At 67.0% G+C, this 14933-nt stretch carries 13 protein-coding genes and 6 pseudogenes; 9 read left to right on the top strand and 10 right to left on the bottom strand.

All coding sequences use genetic code 11. The features are described 5' to 3' along the window. Positions 1–436: 436 nt before the first annotated feature. Both ACFTWF_RS24525 and ACFTWF_RS24520 read right to left on the bottom strand, forming a co-directional pair. Positions 437–1078 carry an RES family NAD+ phosphorylase gene (locus tag ACFTWF_RS24525; protein WP_378463761.1) on the bottom strand — a complete coding sequence of 214 codons (642 nt, stop codon included), beginning with the start codon at positions 1076–1078 and terminating at the stop codon, positions 437–439. Further along, positions 1078–1722, bottom strand: coding sequence for a hypothetical protein (locus tag ACFTWF_RS24520; protein WP_378463760.1), 645 nt, complete (start codon positions 1720–1722; stop codon positions 1078–1080). The genes ACFTWF_RS24525 and ACFTWF_RS24520 overlap by 1 nt, the downstream gene beginning before the upstream one ends. Positions 1723–1940: 218 nt before the next feature. Here ACFTWF_RS24520 and ACFTWF_RS24515 point away from each other — a divergent pair, with 218 nt between their 5' ends. The 4 genes and pseudogenes from ACFTWF_RS24515 (at position 1941) to ACFTWF_RS24500 (ending at position 3483) form a co-directional block, all read left to right on the top strand. Then, on the top strand, positions 1941–2408 hold the full coding sequence (locus tag ACFTWF_RS24515; protein WP_378463759.1) for a hypothetical protein: 468 nt from the start codon (positions 1941–1943) through the stop codon (positions 2406–2408). Further along, entirely contained in the window at positions 2405–2758 is a 354-nt protein-coding gene (locus ACFTWF_RS24510; protein ID WP_378463758.1) for a hypothetical protein, read from the top strand. The genes ACFTWF_RS24515 and ACFTWF_RS24510 overlap by 4 nt, the downstream gene beginning before the upstream one ends. Further along, positions 2724–2918, top strand: a pseudogene (locus ACFTWF_RS24505) (hypothetical protein); the annotation flags it as partial. The gene ACFTWF_RS24510 and the pseudogene ACFTWF_RS24505, both read left to right, overlap by 35 nt. A 199-nt stretch (positions 2919–3117) precedes the next feature. Next, entirely contained in the window at positions 3118–3483 is a 366-nt protein-coding gene (locus tag ACFTWF_RS24500) for a Rieske 2Fe-2S domain-containing protein (RefSeq protein WP_378463823.1), read from the top strand. Between the two features lie 111 nt (positions 3484–3594). Here the strand turns inward: ACFTWF_RS24500 and ACFTWF_RS24495 are convergent, their stop codons facing one another. The 4 genes and pseudogenes from ACFTWF_RS24495 to ACFTWF_RS24480 form a co-directional block, all read right to left on the bottom strand. Further along, complete coding sequence (locus ACFTWF_RS24495; RefSeq protein WP_378463757.1) at positions 3595–3852, bottom strand: SAP domain-containing protein; 258 nt, start codon at positions 3850–3852, stop codon at positions 3595–3597. Positions 3853–5249: 1397 nt separating this feature from the next. Next, positions 5250–5543, bottom strand: a complete 294-nt coding sequence (locus tag ACFTWF_RS24490; protein ID WP_378463822.1) for a DUF4193 domain-containing protein — start codon at positions 5541–5543, stop codon at positions 5250–5252. Between the two features lie 108 nt (positions 5544–5651). After that, positions 5652–5898, bottom strand: a pseudogene (locus tag ACFTWF_RS24485) (phosphatidylserine/phosphatidylglycerophosphate/cardiolipin synthase family protein); the annotation flags it as partial. 377 nt (positions 5899–6275) lie between these two features. Further along, positions 6276–7457, bottom strand: coding sequence for a zinc-dependent alcohol dehydrogenase (locus ACFTWF_RS24480; RefSeq protein WP_378463756.1), 1182 nt, complete (start codon positions 7455–7457; stop codon positions 6276–6278). A 506-nt stretch (positions 7458–7963) separates the two neighbouring features. Between ACFTWF_RS24480 and ACFTWF_RS24475 the strand changes: the two are divergent. The 5 genes and pseudogenes from ACFTWF_RS24475 to ACFTWF_RS24455 all read left to right on the top strand — a co-directional run bounded on the left by ACFTWF_RS24475 (position 7964) and on the right by ACFTWF_RS24455 (position 11236). Then, positions 7964–8427 (top strand): annotated as a pseudogene (locus tag ACFTWF_RS24475) (CinA family protein). A gap of 49 nt (positions 8428–8476) precedes the next feature. Further along, positions 8477–9127: pseudogene (locus ACFTWF_RS24470) on the top strand (HemK2/MTQ2 family protein methyltransferase). 425 nt (positions 9128–9552) lie between these two features. Continuing rightward, positions 9553–9727, top strand: a pseudogene (locus ACFTWF_RS24465) (TetR/AcrR family transcriptional regulator); the annotation flags it as partial. Positions 9728–9952: 225 nt separating this feature from the next. Then, positions 9953–10234: a hypothetical protein gene (locus ACFTWF_RS24460; protein ID WP_378463755.1), complete on the top strand. Its 282-nt coding sequence runs from the start codon at positions 9953–9955 to the stop codon at positions 10232–10234. A gap of 363 nt (positions 10235–10597) precedes the next feature. Beyond that, on the top strand, positions 10598–11236 hold the full coding sequence (locus ACFTWF_RS24455; RefSeq protein ID WP_378463754.1) for a DsbA family protein: 639 nt from the start codon (positions 10598–10600) through the stop codon (positions 11234–11236). 383 nt (positions 11237–11619) lie between these two features. On the opposite strand, the gene ACFTWF_RS24450 is transcribed toward ACFTWF_RS24455, so the two are convergent. The 4 genes and pseudogenes from ACFTWF_RS24450 to ACFTWF_RS24435 form a co-directional block, all read right to left on the bottom strand. Continuing rightward, complete coding sequence (locus ACFTWF_RS24450) at positions 11620–12108, bottom strand: hypothetical protein (protein ID WP_378463753.1); 489 nt, start codon at positions 12106–12108, stop codon at positions 11620–11622. A 288-nt stretch (positions 12109–12396) separates the two neighbouring features. After that, entirely contained in the window at positions 12397–12531 is a 135-nt protein-coding gene (locus tag ACFTWF_RS24445; protein WP_378463752.1) for a hypothetical protein, read from the bottom strand. Positions 12532–12738: 207 nt separating this feature from the next. Then, a pseudogene (locus tag ACFTWF_RS24440) lies at positions 12739–14251 on the bottom strand (FMN-binding glutamate synthase family protein). A gap of 184 nt (positions 14252–14435) precedes the next feature. Next, positions 14436–14723, bottom strand: coding sequence for a hypothetical protein (locus ACFTWF_RS24435; protein ID WP_378463751.1), 288 nt, complete (start codon positions 14721–14723; stop codon positions 14436–14438). Between the last annotated feature and the right edge of the window lie 210 nt (positions 14724–14933).

Raw genomic sequence — 14933 nt, 5'->3', positions numbered from 1 at the left:
GTAAGGATCGGGGCCGCGCGCAGTGCGTTGACCTGGTGAGATGGCACGTCCCGAAGAGCCAGCCCGCACCTCCAGAATGAACATTTCGCAGGTCCGACCCGCCGAGACGCGCGAGTACGACCTCGACGATGGACTGGATCACTCATTCCAGCACGGTCGCCTATGACGGCGAAGTGTCGCCGTCGCCCCTGGCACGGGCCGGCTGCACAATAGGGAGATTTGCGGGGAGAGGTGGCCGATGTCGCAGTCGGAGGGCAGTCGCAGCAACCTCCCACGCGCCAGCGCATCCCGGACTTGCTGCTCACGCAGGGACGCGATCAACGCCATCGCCGCCGGCGACTCGAACCGCCGCACGATGGTCACCTCCAAGGATCACTGACGGCCCTGGTGTCGGCGTAGCTGTAGCTGTGGCTGGGATGCGCTGTGGGTGGCCGGTTCAGATGACCTGGTATCCCAATTCCACGGCGGCGCTGTCGATTCGGCGTGCGAGTCCGACGTGGGAGAGTGGCAGTGAGAGTGTGGGGTTGGTGGGGAAGGCGTCCGCGGCATGTTCGAACAGTGCTACACACAACTCACCGGCGAACCTGCCGCGGTAGGCGATCCCGTCGAGGTTGGGGTGGGCGCGGTGGATCGTCCTGGCCCACGCCTGGGATTGGGAGTGCGGGCCGGAGTCGAGAGAGTGATTGCATCCGAGCCGGGTCGGCCAGGTGTCGCCGGAGAACCCTCCGAGATCGAGCAGGGTGAGTGGGCGGTCCAGGGTGAGTGCTGAGAGGTACGGGGCGCGGCGATATCGGTCGATCACCCGGGTTTCCTGGAAGACCTCGGCGAGGGCGCCGCGGGGGCTACTGGCTCCGTACCAGATGCTGTACTTGGGGTGGTCGGCTCGCGGCCGTGGGTGATGGTCGAAGCGCAGCAGGGGCCCGTAGGTGCGGAAGCCGTGCCACGGCAATACGTGGGCGCCGTCGGTGGGGTGGATCCGCCAGAGACGGTGTGTGGTGGCCGCGATGGTGACCAGTTCGTCGTCGCGGACCCCCCGATTGCGCATGTCCGCGATCGGGGGTGGGGTGGTCGTGGCCACTAGCCGAGGCTCGTCGCGCGTTCGACGACGTCGAGGACGGTGGGGAGGTCCTTCTCGGCTGCGGCGAACGTGAGGAACTCGACGACCGAAGCTGGGCGGCCGTCGACGGTGAGGTCTTCGCGGGGCAGCGTCAGCACCGCGTTGACGGTGAGGGGGTGCAGGTCGGCGGGCAGGTGGGGCAGAATCTGGTCGAGGTACGGCACCACCCCGGTGTCGGTGAATTGCACCTTCGGGTACAGGCGTCCTCGTCGATCGACGTCGTCGAGGGCCCACAGTTTGCGTTCGATCGAGGTGAGTTGGCGGACCCGGGGAGCCTTCACCGCCAGCAGGTCGGCGACCTCGGTGGCGGTGAAGGCGGTCCGGCGCAGGTCGCTCATGGTCTGTGCCCTACCCAGCGCGACGGCGAAGCTGGCTCGTTCTCCGTCGTCGGTGAAGCCGGCTTCGTCGAGGAGGTCGGCATCGTGTCGCGAGAGCGCCCCGTGCGGCTGCAGGGTACCCAGAGACGCGAGGTACTCGAGGGCTGTGGCGACCGTTGCTCGGTCGATCGGGTGTCCGATGGTGCGGGTCAGTGCGTCTTCGAACGTCAGCGCTCCGGCGGCGTACTGCTGTGCGGCACCGGCCTGACGATCGTCTGCGACTCTCACAAGAATTCTCCTAACGCTCATTAACAGTGTAATTCAGTGTTGATTTCTAGGCTACCGATCACCCGCAGGGTCGTGCTTGGCGCATGGATCGGACGGTCAGATACGAACGCCGCGATCGCGGGTCCCGGCCCTGTCTCGGCTGCAGCAAGACTGTGGGGGCCCGGAGGACCGTGCATCCCAACCTTGCCGACCGCGTACTTTGAAAGTAGATTGAAAGTATGTCTGTGGGTGAGGTGCCGTTCTCGGATATCCAGAACAAGGGGAAGGCGACGTTGTCGGAGTGGCAGCGGTCGGGTGCGCGGCCGTTGCGGGTGACGCGGCGCGACGACGAGGATCTGGTGTTGATGACGGCGGCGCGGGCGGATCAGGAGCGGGAGGTGTTCGCGGCGGCGACGGCGATGGTCGACGCCCTGCTGCACTCCGATGACGGCGTTCTGGTCCGCAAAGTGGTCGCAGCGGCGTTCCCGTGGGTGAGTTACCTATCGTCCGAGGAGCTCGTTGACTTCGTCGACGAACTGATCGGATCGCTACGGGCGGGTTCCTCGCTCGATAATCCGGCGCCGCCGGCCCGCACGATCGAGACGTGGCGCCACACGGCGGAGGTGTACGCAGATCCGGAGCTCGCCCGGATCCTGTCGACGCCGTCCGGCGGTGACTTCGGAGCCGTGCCGGTGCCGGAGCTGTGAGCCCGAAGCGGGGTGAGCGGGTCGCGCCGCCGGCCGCGGGGGAGCTGTGGGAGCTGAGGTTCGCGACCAGTGACGCGGCGAAGGGATGGGACGAGCTGTGCCGGCAGGCGCCGGCGAACACACTGGTGGCGTACGAGGAGATGCGACGCCGCACGGTCGCGGGGGAGTCGACGACGCGCCATCACCGGTTGAAGGGCAAGCTCGCGACCGGGGTGCACAACGGCGTCGAGATGGAACAGTGGCAGTACGAGGTCACCGCCGCCGGCCGCATCTGGTACGTGATGGACATCGAGCACCGCACGTTGTGGCTGAAGCATGCGGGCGCAGGGCACCCCAAACGGACCGAATAGTGTTGCCATTGTGCTGAATGGCACTGTCACGTTGGTGAACGCGGCAAACTGGGAGAATGCGGCGGGACCACCCCAATGCCATCGTACAAAGGCCACCGAACCGCTGCACCGTTGGGACGACGGCGTCGTCGCGGGCCGCGATCTGCTGGCAGGCGGGACGTGGATGGGCATCGCCGACACGCTGCGGTTCGCGGCCGTCACCAACGTCCGCGACGGTGCCCCCGCGACCGGGCCCGGTCCAGCCGGGCCCTGCCCGTCGACTACCTCCGCGGCCGGTCGGGGTCGACACCACCGCGTTCTCCACCCTCCCGTCGGACTGGACCGACGCGGCCCCGGAAAGTGCCCTCGTCGGCAGGGGTATGGTTTCCGTGCTGGTCGGCACCGTATCGGTGCTCTTGGTGAACCGCCCGGCCGGCGTCGTCGCGCTGAGCAACCGATGCACCCATCGGGGTGCTCCGTTGGGCGAGGGTTCCCTTCAGGATGGGTGCCTCGAATGCCCGTGGCACGGCAGCCGATTAGGTGTCGCGGACGGTCAGGTTGGAGAGGGCCAGCGACCCGGCCGCAACAGGTGTACGACACCCGAGTGCGTGACGGACGGATCCAAGTCCGGCAAACCGACGAACAGCGGACGCTCCGCACCAACCCTGTTGCCAGTGGCAACGAGTGACGGTGCGAAGTCGGCGGTCTGGACTCCGCAGCGCGGACGAATCGGCTACGCCGACTGACAGATCCACCGGAAGGCCGCTCCAGGCGCCATTATTCGACGCGTCGTGACCGTGCGCCGCGGTAGACCCCGGACCAAATTTGATCGGGTGCGTCCGTACGGGTGGAGGGCATCAATGGTTGCGTAGCGCGTCGATCAATTCACTCTTCCGTTTCGACGAATACCCCGACAAACCGACCTCTTTCGCCTTCTTCTTCAGCTCGTCCACGGTCCAGTCCTCGTAGGACGACGACTTGCCGCCTTTACGGCCGGTGCCGGATCGGCCACGGTTGGCGGCGGAGTTCGCGATCCGCGCCGCCTTCTCTTTCGACGCGCCATCTTTCCGTACTTCCTGGTACACGTTTTCGTCCTTGATCGATGCCCGCGGCATGGCGTTTCTCCTCTCCAGTGGCTACTCGGCGGGTACCCGCATTCACCGGGCCTGTACCACACCGGATACCGGTTCAGTGTGAAGGGCATAACGAGTGGCGTATCACCGTGCCTCCGGTCGCTGCCGGGTGTGAAATGGTGAGGTCGGCGTCATCGACTCTCAGTTGTCGAGGGCCCTGACACGGAGGGATCGGCGTGGGGCTGCGGCTGCCTGCGGAGTGGTGAAACACCAGTATGTTGTGAGCGTGGTCGTCCGGGACGGGTTTGCGGCGGCTGCGGTCGGTATCTCGGTCCCTACGGGACTGCGTGCCGTGTCGGCCGTATGGGCGGGCTATGGCCCATATGGGCCGATCACCGGCAGTGGTGCTGCGAGTTTGGCGGAGTCGGTCCCCGTGGTCCGGTGTTGCCGCACCCGGGATCGATGTTCTGCGGTTGAAATGGTCGGTATGGGGTCGTCCGCGGTGGAGCAGCTGTGGCAGACGTTGTCCGAGAACGAGTTGGCGTTGGTGTGTGTCCGGGGCCCGCAACGTGAGTGGGCGGATCTGATGACCGTCGGGGATAACGTGTCGGGGAAGCTGACCTGGCTGGCCCGGGAGGTCAGTGAGATCGCCGAGCAGTACCCCACGACACCGGCCACGGCGCAGCGACGCCGTGACGACGGCGGATCTGATCGCGGCGGAGCAGGACGTGGTGTGACCGCCTACACCGCTACCGAAGGCTGCCCAGGGGCACCGTGCCTGGGACCGGGCGTCCTGGTGCGCCAGGTCGGTGATGGCGATGTCCCAGCGGTTCGCCGGATACGAGTCCTGACGAACATGGCCGGACGCCGTCTGTGTCCGGCGTGCGCCGGCCGCGGGTGCACTCGTCAATGCCGTTGCGAGACTGAATATTACGAAACCGATGTGAAGGCTGGTGTGCCGGGCGGTGGACGCGGCTTCTCGCCGTACTCGGTCGGAGCCTTCGTATGGTCCGGGGAGGTCCACTTCTGAGGGCGAGCGACTGACGATGCGTACGCGGTGTTGCCCCTCAGATGTGGCGAGTGGGTTTCGGTCCGGTGGGTATTCGGTGCGTGAAGGTGGTGATTGTCGGTGAGCTCTCATGACGTGCGGCCGCTGCGCAGGTCGGCGGTTCCGGTCGTCGTAGGTATTGAGTCCAGTCGGCGGACGGCCGCGGCGCGATGAGAACACTCTCGTTCGGATGCAGGCCGATGATCTCGCCGCACACGCCACCCGGCCGTCACCGCCTCTGGAGGCGTAATCGCCCTCGACTCCGGAGGCGAGCATGACCTGACGGGTGGTGCTCGCACCAGGCAGGTGGCCGCAGGATTTCGGGAGGCGGGGTGCACCATGTTTCGAGGAGTGCCTCGGCATCCGAGGCTTTGGATACCAACGATTGTCCTCAGGCGCAGTCCCGGCAGATCAGCTGGTCTGTCTGGGCGAGGCGGCCGCGGTGATGGACGAGGAAGCAGCGGGTGCAGGTGAATTCGTCGGCCTGCTTCGGGATGACGCGGACGGTGAAGTCTTCGCCGGACAGGTCGGCGCCGGGCAGCTCGAAGGATTCGACGGTGTCGCCGTCGTCCACGTCCACGACGGGCGACTGGGAGTCGTTCCGACTGGCGGTCAGCTGTTCGAGCGAGGTGTCCGCCGACTCGTCGGATTCGGTGACTCGCGGTGCGTCGTAATCGGTGGCAATGCCTGCTCTTACCTCATGATCTGCGTGAATAGCTGTGTCTTCGGCCCGCAAGACTTCACCGGCCGGGGTCCGGATCGGTGATGTCATGGCCTGAGAAGGTCCGATCGGTTAGAGGTTCCAGAGCCGGAGCAGCGCGGCCCGCAGGCCGGCGGAGACGATGCGGTGATCTTTTCTGAGGCGGGGGTTCGGGTGTCCGAGGGCGGCGAGCCGGGTCTCCGCTTCGGTCACTGCGGCGGGTTCGAGGTCGATGCGGGTGCGCAGCAGATACGCGACGGGCTTTCCGGGTGTGTGGGACGTGGATGGGGTCGGAGTCGACGACCGCGGGCGGGTGCAGCCATTGGTTGTCGGCGGTGACCCCCGGCCGCGCTCGGGCCGGCGTCACGGCTGGGTCCGACAGCAATCGTTGTAGCTGTGGAGCTCGTTGGGAACCTGGTCGACCGCGGTGGTCGGGATGCGGAAGTCGTCGCCTTCCGAAGATCGGGCGCGGTCGCGTCCATAGGCGAGCATGGCGAGTTCACGTTCGAGGCCTGCGGGGTCGCTCCCCGGAGGCGCCTCACTCTGCCCTCTTGACAAACTTCCCTACATATTAGGTCAGTAGCGGGGGTGCTCGGCGATCCAGTAGGTGAGGGTGAACCGGCTGATGTCGAGGTTCCCGGTGGTCAGGGGGGTGTGGAGGAACAGGTCGCAGTAGGTTTCCGGGGAGTATTCGACTGACCATACGGTTGGACACCGTCAGGGTTTGAGCTGAATCTTCACCGCGCCGTCCTGCTTCTTCTGGAAGATTTCGTAGGCATGCGGTGCCTGTTCGAGGGGTAGTTCGTGGGTGGCGAAGGTGTCGACGCCGAGTGGGTCGTCGTCGCCGAGGAGCGGCATGATGTCGTCCACCCATTTCTTGATGTTGGCCTGGCCCATGCGCAGCTGAATCTGCTTGTCGAACAAGGTGAGCATGGGAATCGGGTCGGCCATGCCGCCGTAGACGCCGATGATGGAGATGGTGCCTCCGCGGCGGACGATGTCGATCGCCGAATACAGCGCGCCGAGCCGATCGATACCGGCCTTCTGCATGAGCGGCGCCGCGACGGCGTCGGGGAGATACCCGACGATCTGCTGGGCGAGTTTGCCGATCGGTGAACCGTGCGCCTCCATGCCGACCGCGTCGATCACCGAGTCCGTGCCGCGGCCGTCGGTCGCGTCGCGGATGACATCGGCGAGATCGCTGCCGTGCTCGTCCAGATTCAGGGTGTCGATGCCCCTGGCCTGGGCGCGGGCAAGGCGTTCGGGGACGTTGTCGACGGCGATGACCCGTGCGCCCTTGTGGTGGGCGATCCGTGCGGCCATGTCCCCGATAGGTCCGAGACCGAGCACGGTGACCGACCCACCGTCGGGGATCGCAGCGTACTCGACCGACTGCCACGCCGTCGGCAGCACGTCGGACAGGTAGATGAAGCGGGAATCGGGCGGGCCCTCCGGGACTTTCATGTGGGTGAACTGGGCCTGGGGGACCCGTAGGTACTCGGCCTGTCCGCCCGGAACTTCGCCGTAGAGCTTCGAGAAGCCGAACAGCGCGGCTCCCATGCCCTGGTCGCGGACCTGTGTCGTCTCGCATTGCGTGTACAGCTGCATGTTGCACATGAAGCAGTCGCCGCACGAGATCTGGAAGGGGATCACCACGCGGTCGCCGACCTTCAGGTCCCCCGCCTGCGGCCCGACCTCCTCGACGATCCCCATCGGTTCGTGGCCGAGAATGTTCCCCTCCGCCATGAAGGGACCGAGAGTCTCGTACAGGTGCAGGTCGGAGCCGCAGATGTTCGTCGTCGTGACCTTGATGATGGCGTCGGTCGGTTGTTCGATCTCGGGATCGGCGACGGTATCGACGCCGACCTTTCGTTTGCCTTGCCAGGTGACTGCTCGCACTGGGAACCCAACCTCTCGTCGGCCGTTGTCCGTTGCGGGTGCCCGACGGGGGATGGCGGTAAACCGTGCTCGGCAGTGTGCGGGTCAGGCCTACTTGACGGACGGATGTCTCGATACGGGCAAGACCAGGCTCGGGCGTCTTCGCTGGTGCGGCCAGAGGACGGGGATTGTGTCCGGTCGTGGCTGGGTATCTCGATCTACACATCGGCGTGGTGCGCGGGTCGCGGCGCCGACCAGGCTACGCGGTTCTGCTGGTAGCCGACGGGTTGCGGTGGCGGTACCGCTGGCTGCGTCTCGGTGCGTGCGCCCGAACGTCCCACGCACTATCGGCGGGACAACTGCAGTCCGCGAAGCGCACGAAAGATGTTGTGCAGGAGTAGATGGTGGAGGAGGGATGGTCAACGTGGGACTGTTACTGATCGCACTCGCGGCGGGCACGGCATGCGCCCACACACTGCACAGTCTCGGTCGCCCGAGCGGGCCCCCGCGGAACCGGAGTGTCACGCATGGGTAGTTGCGATGAGCGTGCCGAGCGAATCTCCGCGACCGCCCGGAACCGACAACTTGCCTCGCCACCGCGGAATCGCTGACCGGCGGACGAATCTCTCCCGTGCTTGGCGCGGCACCATCGTCGTCGCAGTGGTAACGGGGCAGTTTCGTCGCCTACGCCAGCTCGGTGAAACACGGGCTTCTGCGGGTCCTCGACGGCCCGGTTGTCAGCGAACCCAGTGCACGCGCGATGGCGACCACGGTGGCCGAGCTGCTCGACGCTGATCTGACGGTGGCCGTCACCGGTGCCGGCGGACCAGAACCTCAGGACGGACAACCACCGGGCACGGTGTGGTTCGGGGTCTTCGCCGACGGTGCCGCTCGCACCGAACTACGGCACTTCGACGGTGATCCCGGCGACGTCGCGGAAGCGACCACCGCACACGCACTGCTCCTGCTCGAAGACGCGCTCCGCCGATAGACGCAGGTGCCCAGGTGTTGGCCGGTACGGCCGGCGTGAGGAGTTGTTGATGTTGCTACGAATCCCGGGTGTCTACCGCCCACAGGAAGCTACGGGGCTACTCGCCGACGCCCTTGGCCGAGCACCCACCGGGCGCACGCACCCGAGTTCTCGACCTCTGCACCGGAACGGGCGCACTCGCCGTACGGGCAGCGCAACTGGGAGCCGGCTGGGTCACTACAATCGATGTCTCCCGCCGCGCCGTCCTCACCGCCCGGTGCAACGTGCGCGTGGGCACACGATCCGGGTGGTGCAGGGCAACCTCACCGCGCACATCCGCGGGCAGCACTTCGACCTGGTGGTCTCCAACCCGCCATACGTACCCGCCGAAAACGACCGGATTCCCGACACCGGAGTCGCGCGGGCCTGGGATGCCGGCACCGACGGGCGAGCGCTCCTCGACCGGATTTGCGCCGAGGCGCCCGATGTCCTCGCGCCTGGGGGAACACTTCTTCTCGCCCAGTCGGCACTGAGCGGAGTGGACAAGACACACGTCATGCGCGGGGAACAAGGTCTGCAGGTCGACATCATCGCGCGCCCGGAGATTCCATTCGGGCCGGTCCTGACCGGGCGGCGCCGCATGTTGGAGTCCCGCGGCGTGATCACCGCCGACCAGCATGACGAAGAGATCGTCGTGATCCGCGGACGCCAGCACACCTAAAGCCCTCGGCCTGCGCTTCCACGGTGATCTTTCGCCGAGTTCCCGCGGCCTCACCCCCGACGCGCAGTGCCGGCCGCGCTCCGGCACGCGCGCTATTCGATGAAATACGACGTTGCCGACTGAAGCGACCCCCCTGTGCGCCAGTCGGCGGATGCGTTGTCTTGCGACTGCGGCGAGATCGGTGACGGTCGTCGCCGTCCGGCGCAGTGGTCGCGGCGTCGGAGGAGGCGGGTTCGGTCTGCATCGATTCCTGCCGACCGCAGGTATCGATGCATGGTGGCGCGCCGCGGGCGATGCTGGCACCGGGGCCATGATGTGCAGTCCGTGTCGCCCCCTCGGCGCCGGGGCGCTCGGTCTACGACACCGACCACCGCCTGCTCCGGGAGGCTCCATGGATACAACCTTCACCGTCATCGGTAGCGCCCGAAACCGTCGCGTTCCTCACCCTATGCGCGAGCTCGATGGACCACCCCGGTCGCCCGGTTCGCGCTCGCATGCATGAACGGGATGGTGCTGCGCTGGCTGGTCGACCGGGACAGCGCCGCCGCCGTCACCGCCCTCGACGACCTTGTGCAGACCCTTGCCTCCAAGGCTCGCTGATCTTCCGCTACGCCCGCGTCGGCGGGTATCCAATCCATGTCGGCTCGGGAATCTGGCGGGTGGCGGTTTCGCGGTGAGGACGTGCACTGCCCCGGGCCCTCCATGACGACGAAGCGCCCGACAATCGTCTGGAAGAGTCAGGGAACCCGGCATGTCCGGGGAGTCGAGATTGGTGACCGCCCGTGCTTGCGTTCCGGTGGTCACCGAGTGGAAGGGGAAACCGCGATGGATGAGCGGAGGTCTCCGACGAAGACGCCGGACACCGAGACGGAGGTGACGGTGGGCTCCCGGGTACGAGTGCTCCGGGACGCCGAGGCGGCTGTGTTGGGTGAGGTGGTCGAGGACTACACCGCACTGGTCGACACCGGTGAGCGTGGACATGACTGGGCGCCGACGCATCGGTGGGCGATCGCTCTCGACGACGGACGGGTCTTCTCCGACACCGAGGATCTCACCGTCGAGCCCGGTTCACCACGTGCGGCTCCGGAAGCAGACCCACCCGAGTGAGCCACTCCGGTGAACCCGGGACGGCACGGCAGTCGCCCCTGCTTCGGGTGACCTTCGTGGTTGGTGGCGGTGACGAGAACGGAGCGGTGTTGCCGCACCCGGTCCCCATGCCGTCGGGTCGCCCGAATGTGGGTGGGCCGCGCGCGGCCGAGGAGGGACGGGCGAGCACACGGCCTCGGTCCGTGCGCGGCGGGGCGGCCCGCCGCGGCGCAGGGGTTCGAAGGCCGAATCGAACTCGCTGCCGCGGTCCGTGTTGCGCCGCGGGGCAGCGTAGTTCGCGGGCGCAGTCACACCCGAGTTCGTCGAGACGATATCCGGTGGGTGCGGTCGCCGACGACCGCGATCCCTTGTTAGGTTGGGTGTATGGAGCGACTCGAGTTCTACTTCGATCCGTCATGCCCGTTCTGCTGGATCACGAGTCGGTGGCTGCTCAAGGTCGCCGAGGAGCGCGATCTCGACATTACCTGGCGCCCATTCAGCCTAGCCGAGAAGAACGACGAAATTGCAAACGACGGCTCCGACAAGACCTCTCACGGTGACCTGCATCGCCCCGCGCATAGGGTCCACCGCGTGATCGCGGCCGCCGCGAAGCAAGGCGCTGCAGTTATCGACCTGTACTCCGCGTTCGGACATCCCTACCACATCGAGGGCCGCGAGTACGACGACGCGCTCATCGCGCAGGTGCTGGCTGATGAGAGGCTGCCCGCCGACCTTGTACGGGCTGCCGACGACACGTCCTGGGACGCGTACCTGCGAGATGAGACGAACTCGGCCGTCGCCGCCGTCGGCGACGACACCGGCGTTCCAATCATCGTATTCAAGCTCGAAAACGGGGAGAAGAAGGGGTATTACGGCCCTGTACTCAACGACATGCCCAACAGGGATGACGGCCTGGCCATTTGGGATGGGCTGCGCATACTCACGCCCGTGTCCGCGTTCTACGAACTCAAGCGCACGCGCCCGAACGGTATGCCCGACACCTCGGGCACGAAGAATATCTGAACCGCAGCCGCCGTCAGAAAGGGGCGAGCCACCCGTCGTCTGCTGGGATGCCTACCGCTTGACAAGCGATCGTGCCGCGGGGGATCCGCCCCGCGACGGGGCGGGAAACTCACGGTTGGGTGCCCTCGACTTTGCGATCGTCTTCAACGGGACCTCTTAAGCGGCATGTTGTGTTAATGGGGGAGATGAGGAGTGACATTATCTGCGTCGGTATCCAGGATCAACGCTGCGGGTGGGTTGGGCGGCCTGGCGGGCAGCCAGACTCTCGCGTCGGGCTGCCCGTCGACACGACCCGGGAGCCGCTCGTCACCCGCGAGTCCTCGGTGATCGACCCCTGTCACCCTGGGTGTCGCGGGCGACCCTGAAGGTTCGGTGCCGGTTGTTCATGCGCTGGTGGGAACGTCCGGTGGGTCGGGAAGTTCGACGTCGAGAAGAAAGTCCAACCAGACCAGGGTGTCGGTCAGGGTCTCCGCCCGCCGTAGCGGGTCGAGTTCGCGCCCCGCCTCGGCCAGTTGGCGTTCCGCCTCGGCCGGGGCGTCACCGAGGAACGCCGCGGCCGCGCGCAGCACCCACTGCCCGGAGGCCGGCAGCTCGGCCGGGTCCGGCTCGTGTCCGTCGGTGTGGCGGACCGCGAGGACGAACGTTTCCCCCGGGGGTGCGGGCCCGAGCCGGGCCTCGACGACCTCGACGATCGCGTCCATCAGCCAGGCCAGCACGTCCTCGTACTTCGGGCGATCTGTCCGCGCCCCGGGTATGAGGCTGACCTGGGAGACCGCCTGGGCAAGTGCGGGACCGTCCCGGTCAGCGACCAACCGGACCAAATGGCCTCCCACGGCGGCGGGGCTGAGCGGGCAGTCGTCATTGAACTCCATGCTGCAGAGTGCCCTACCGGACCGATCCGCACACCGGACAACACCGTTCGAGGATGCGACTGGGCTGTTCCGCGGGTGCGGCCACTTCCGGTGTCCGCCGAGCCTGCGTGGCGGCAGCGTTCAGGATGTGCTGGGCGTGAGGGGTACCGCGTGGGTGAGTTCGACGAGGTGATGAGGGCCGGTGCGCCGCAGCGGCTGGGGAGTTTCCGGTTCTTTCCCGCAGCGACACCACGCGTTCGGCCGCCTGCTGACGCCGTAGTGGGCGCCGGCGGCCAGGCCGACAACGTTTCAGGGCGCCGACGCTGGTCCCGACGAGGACCGTCGGCCGCCGGCCCAGGCGGGGAGCAGGGATGTGATGGCACCGGCCTCGCAGGCGCCGCGGGCACCGCTACCCGCGACCACGAGTCCGACCCGATCGGTCACCGCCGAACCTATGAAACGAGGCGACAGGCGGACAGTTGTCGGCCACTGTCATCGGGTCGCGCGTCGCGGCTGTGATCCCGAGGATCCGTACCAGCGGCTCCCCACACCCGCACGCGGTGGAGCTGCCCACGGCACAGGATGCGGTCACTCGGTCGCGGTCGCTGTTGAACACGGCCTCGTGCGCTGGGCGCCGCGATGTCGGGCGAGTCAGGTGCGCATCAGCCCCGGGAAGGGTGCAAAGGAGTCCGGGTCCGCGGCTATCCAGTCGGTCGCCCAGGACGGCGCCGGGTCGGCGACCAGTTCACCGGGGGTCAGCCATTCGTACAGTCCGGCATAGGAGCGATGTTCGGTGGGGGAGATCCGTTTGTGCAGCATGTGTGGGGTCAGTTCGCTGGGGTCGGCGGCGCCGAGGGTGGCCATGATCTGCACGGCTTGCCGGACTGTGGCGTCGTGGTAACGGTGGACTCGTTCGCTCTTGTCGGTGACGTCGCGGGCGCGGATGCGTTTGGGGTCCTGGGTGGTGACACCGACGGGACACCGGTTGGTGTGGCAGCGTTGGGCCTGGATGCAGCCGATCGCCATCATCATCGCCCGCGCGGAGTTGGTGTAGTCGGCGCCCTGGATGAGTCGTTTGACGATGTCGTTGCCGACGGCGACCTTCCCGCTCGCGCGTTGTGCACGGTGATCAGCCCGTCGGTGAGCGGCAGACCGACGTAGTCCTCGTATTCGAGTGGGGCCGCGGCGGTGCCGCCTTCGGCGCCGTCGACGATGACGAAGTCCGGTGCGCTGCCCTCGGTGAGCATCGCCTTGCAGATCGCCAGCACGTCGATGCGGGATCCGACGCAGAGTTTGATGCCGACGGGTTTCCCGCCGGACAATTCTCGGAGCCGGGCGAGGAACTGGATCAGTTCGCGTGGGGTGTGGAACGCGGTGTGCGCGGCCGGGCTGACGCATTTCTCGTGTGCGGGCACACCTCGGTAGCGGGCGATTTCCTCGGAGACCTTCGCCGCCGGGAGCACTCCGCCGACACCGGGTTTGGCGCCCTGACTGAGTTTGATGGAGATCGCCTTCACCTGGGGGGCGGCCTTGTCGGCGAAATGGTGCGGGTCGAAGTGCCCGCCGGTGGTGCGGGTGCCGAAGTACCCGGAGCCGATCTCCCAGACCAGATCCCCACCTCCGGACAGGAGGTAGGGGGTCAGCCCACCCCGGTGTCGTGGGCGAATCCCCCGCGCGTGGCCCCGGTGTTCAGGGCCCGCAGTGCGTTCGAGGAGAGGGCGCCGAAGCTCATCGAGGAGATGTTCAGAAGCGACATCGAGTACGGCTGGGTGCAGTCCGGGCCCCCGATCGGGACCCGTGGGGGTGTGTCCGGTTCGGGGAACGGGGGCGGTGGAGTGGATCAGGTATTCGTAGCCGACCTGTTCGATGTCGCGTTCGGTGCCGAAGGACAATCACCGTGGATGCCCTTGGCGCGTTCGTAGATCATGGTGCGGACATCGCGGTCGAAGGGTCGACCGTCGATGTTGCGTTCGACGAAGTATTGCTGCAACTCCGGTCGAATGCTTTCGAGGAGATACCGGAGGTGCCCCAGTATCGGGTAGTTCCGCAGCACCGCGTGCCGGCGTTGGAGCAGGTCGTAGACCCCGAGCAGCACCAGCGCTACCAGCAGGGCCAGCGCCACCCACCACGCCCACGCTCCGATGGCCGCGGCGATCCCCACCACGATGGCCGCCAGCGCGAGGAAGCCGGGCGACGAAGAACCGAAACATCAGGCCACTCTTTCTGTTCCGAGCCTCCCGGCGCACCGGGTCGGGCCGTCCCTGGGGGATGACGTCGCAGGGGCGGTCACGGTGGGCGACGGGTTCTCCGGTGGGTGAACCCGAATTGTGGTGAGCATGGTTGATCACTCACCGGTGGTCTGCTCCGCCGCGGTGGACGACTTCGAACCAGGTGCTGGTGCCTCCGCGGATGTGCGGATCCGGGTAGCTCAGGGCGAGGTGCTGGGCGTCGAAGGCGGTGAACCAGTCGTGCCAGGAGAGGTGTTCGAGGTCGGAGCTGTGGACACCGAGGAAGTCGATCCGCAGCGGCCCGGGGGTGTGGGTTGCGGCGTGGGTGAGGCGGGCGGGTGCGCCGTGGTTGGTCAGGATCCAACGGCGGATTTCGTCATGGTCGGTGGCGATGTGTGCGGTGGACATGATGTGGACCTGGAGTCGTCGGGCGGGTGTGTGAGTGGTGTTCTGCTGCAGGGTGTCCCGGAGGTCGGGGTGCCCCGTTTTCGTGGTGTGGTGGTTGCGATGGTATCGATGACGGCGGATCGTGGCAGAGCGCCACCGAGGGGTCCGAGGACGCGGCGCCGAGCCCGCGGCGCGGCGGGACACTCGGCTCGCGATCTGCGATCGGCAGAA

This window comes from Rhodococcus sp. NPDC056960, assembly GCF_042674125.1.
Lineage (GTDB): Bacteria > Actinomycetota > Actinomycetes > Mycobacteriales > Mycobacteriaceae > Rhodococcus_F.
This window is presented reverse-complemented; position numbering and strand designations above follow the sequence as displayed.

What these genes read in the sequence shown, in the direction of transcription:
- ACFTWF_RS24515 (WP_378463759.1), top strand. Translation starts at nt 1,941, where the DNA reads ATGTCTGTGGGTGAGGTGCCGTTCTCGGATATCCAGAACAAGGGGAAG.
- ACFTWF_RS24500 (WP_378463823.1), top strand. Translation starts at nt 3,118, where the DNA reads ATGGTTTCCGTGCTGGTCGGCACCGTATCGGTGCTCTTGGTGAACCGC.
- ACFTWF_RS24495 (WP_378463757.1), bottom strand. Translation starts at nt 3,852, where the DNA reads ATGCCGCGGGCATCGATCAAGGACGAAAACGTGTACCAGGAAGTACGG.
- ACFTWF_RS24460 (WP_378463755.1), top strand. Translation starts at nt 9,953, where the DNA reads ATGGATGAGCGGAGGTCTCCGACGAAGACGCCGGACACCGAGACGGAG.
- ACFTWF_RS24455 (WP_378463754.1), top strand. Translation starts at nt 10,598, where the DNA reads ATGGAGCGACTCGAGTTCTACTTCGATCCGTCATGCCCGTTCTGCTGG.
- ACFTWF_RS24450 (WP_378463753.1), bottom strand. Translation starts at nt 12,108, where the DNA reads ATGGAGTTCAATGACGACTGCCCGCTCAGCCCCGCCGCCGTGGGAGGC.
- ACFTWF_RS24435 (WP_378463751.1), bottom strand. Translation starts at nt 14,723, where the DNA reads ATGTCCACCGCACACATCGCCACCGACCATGACGAAATCCGCCGTTGG.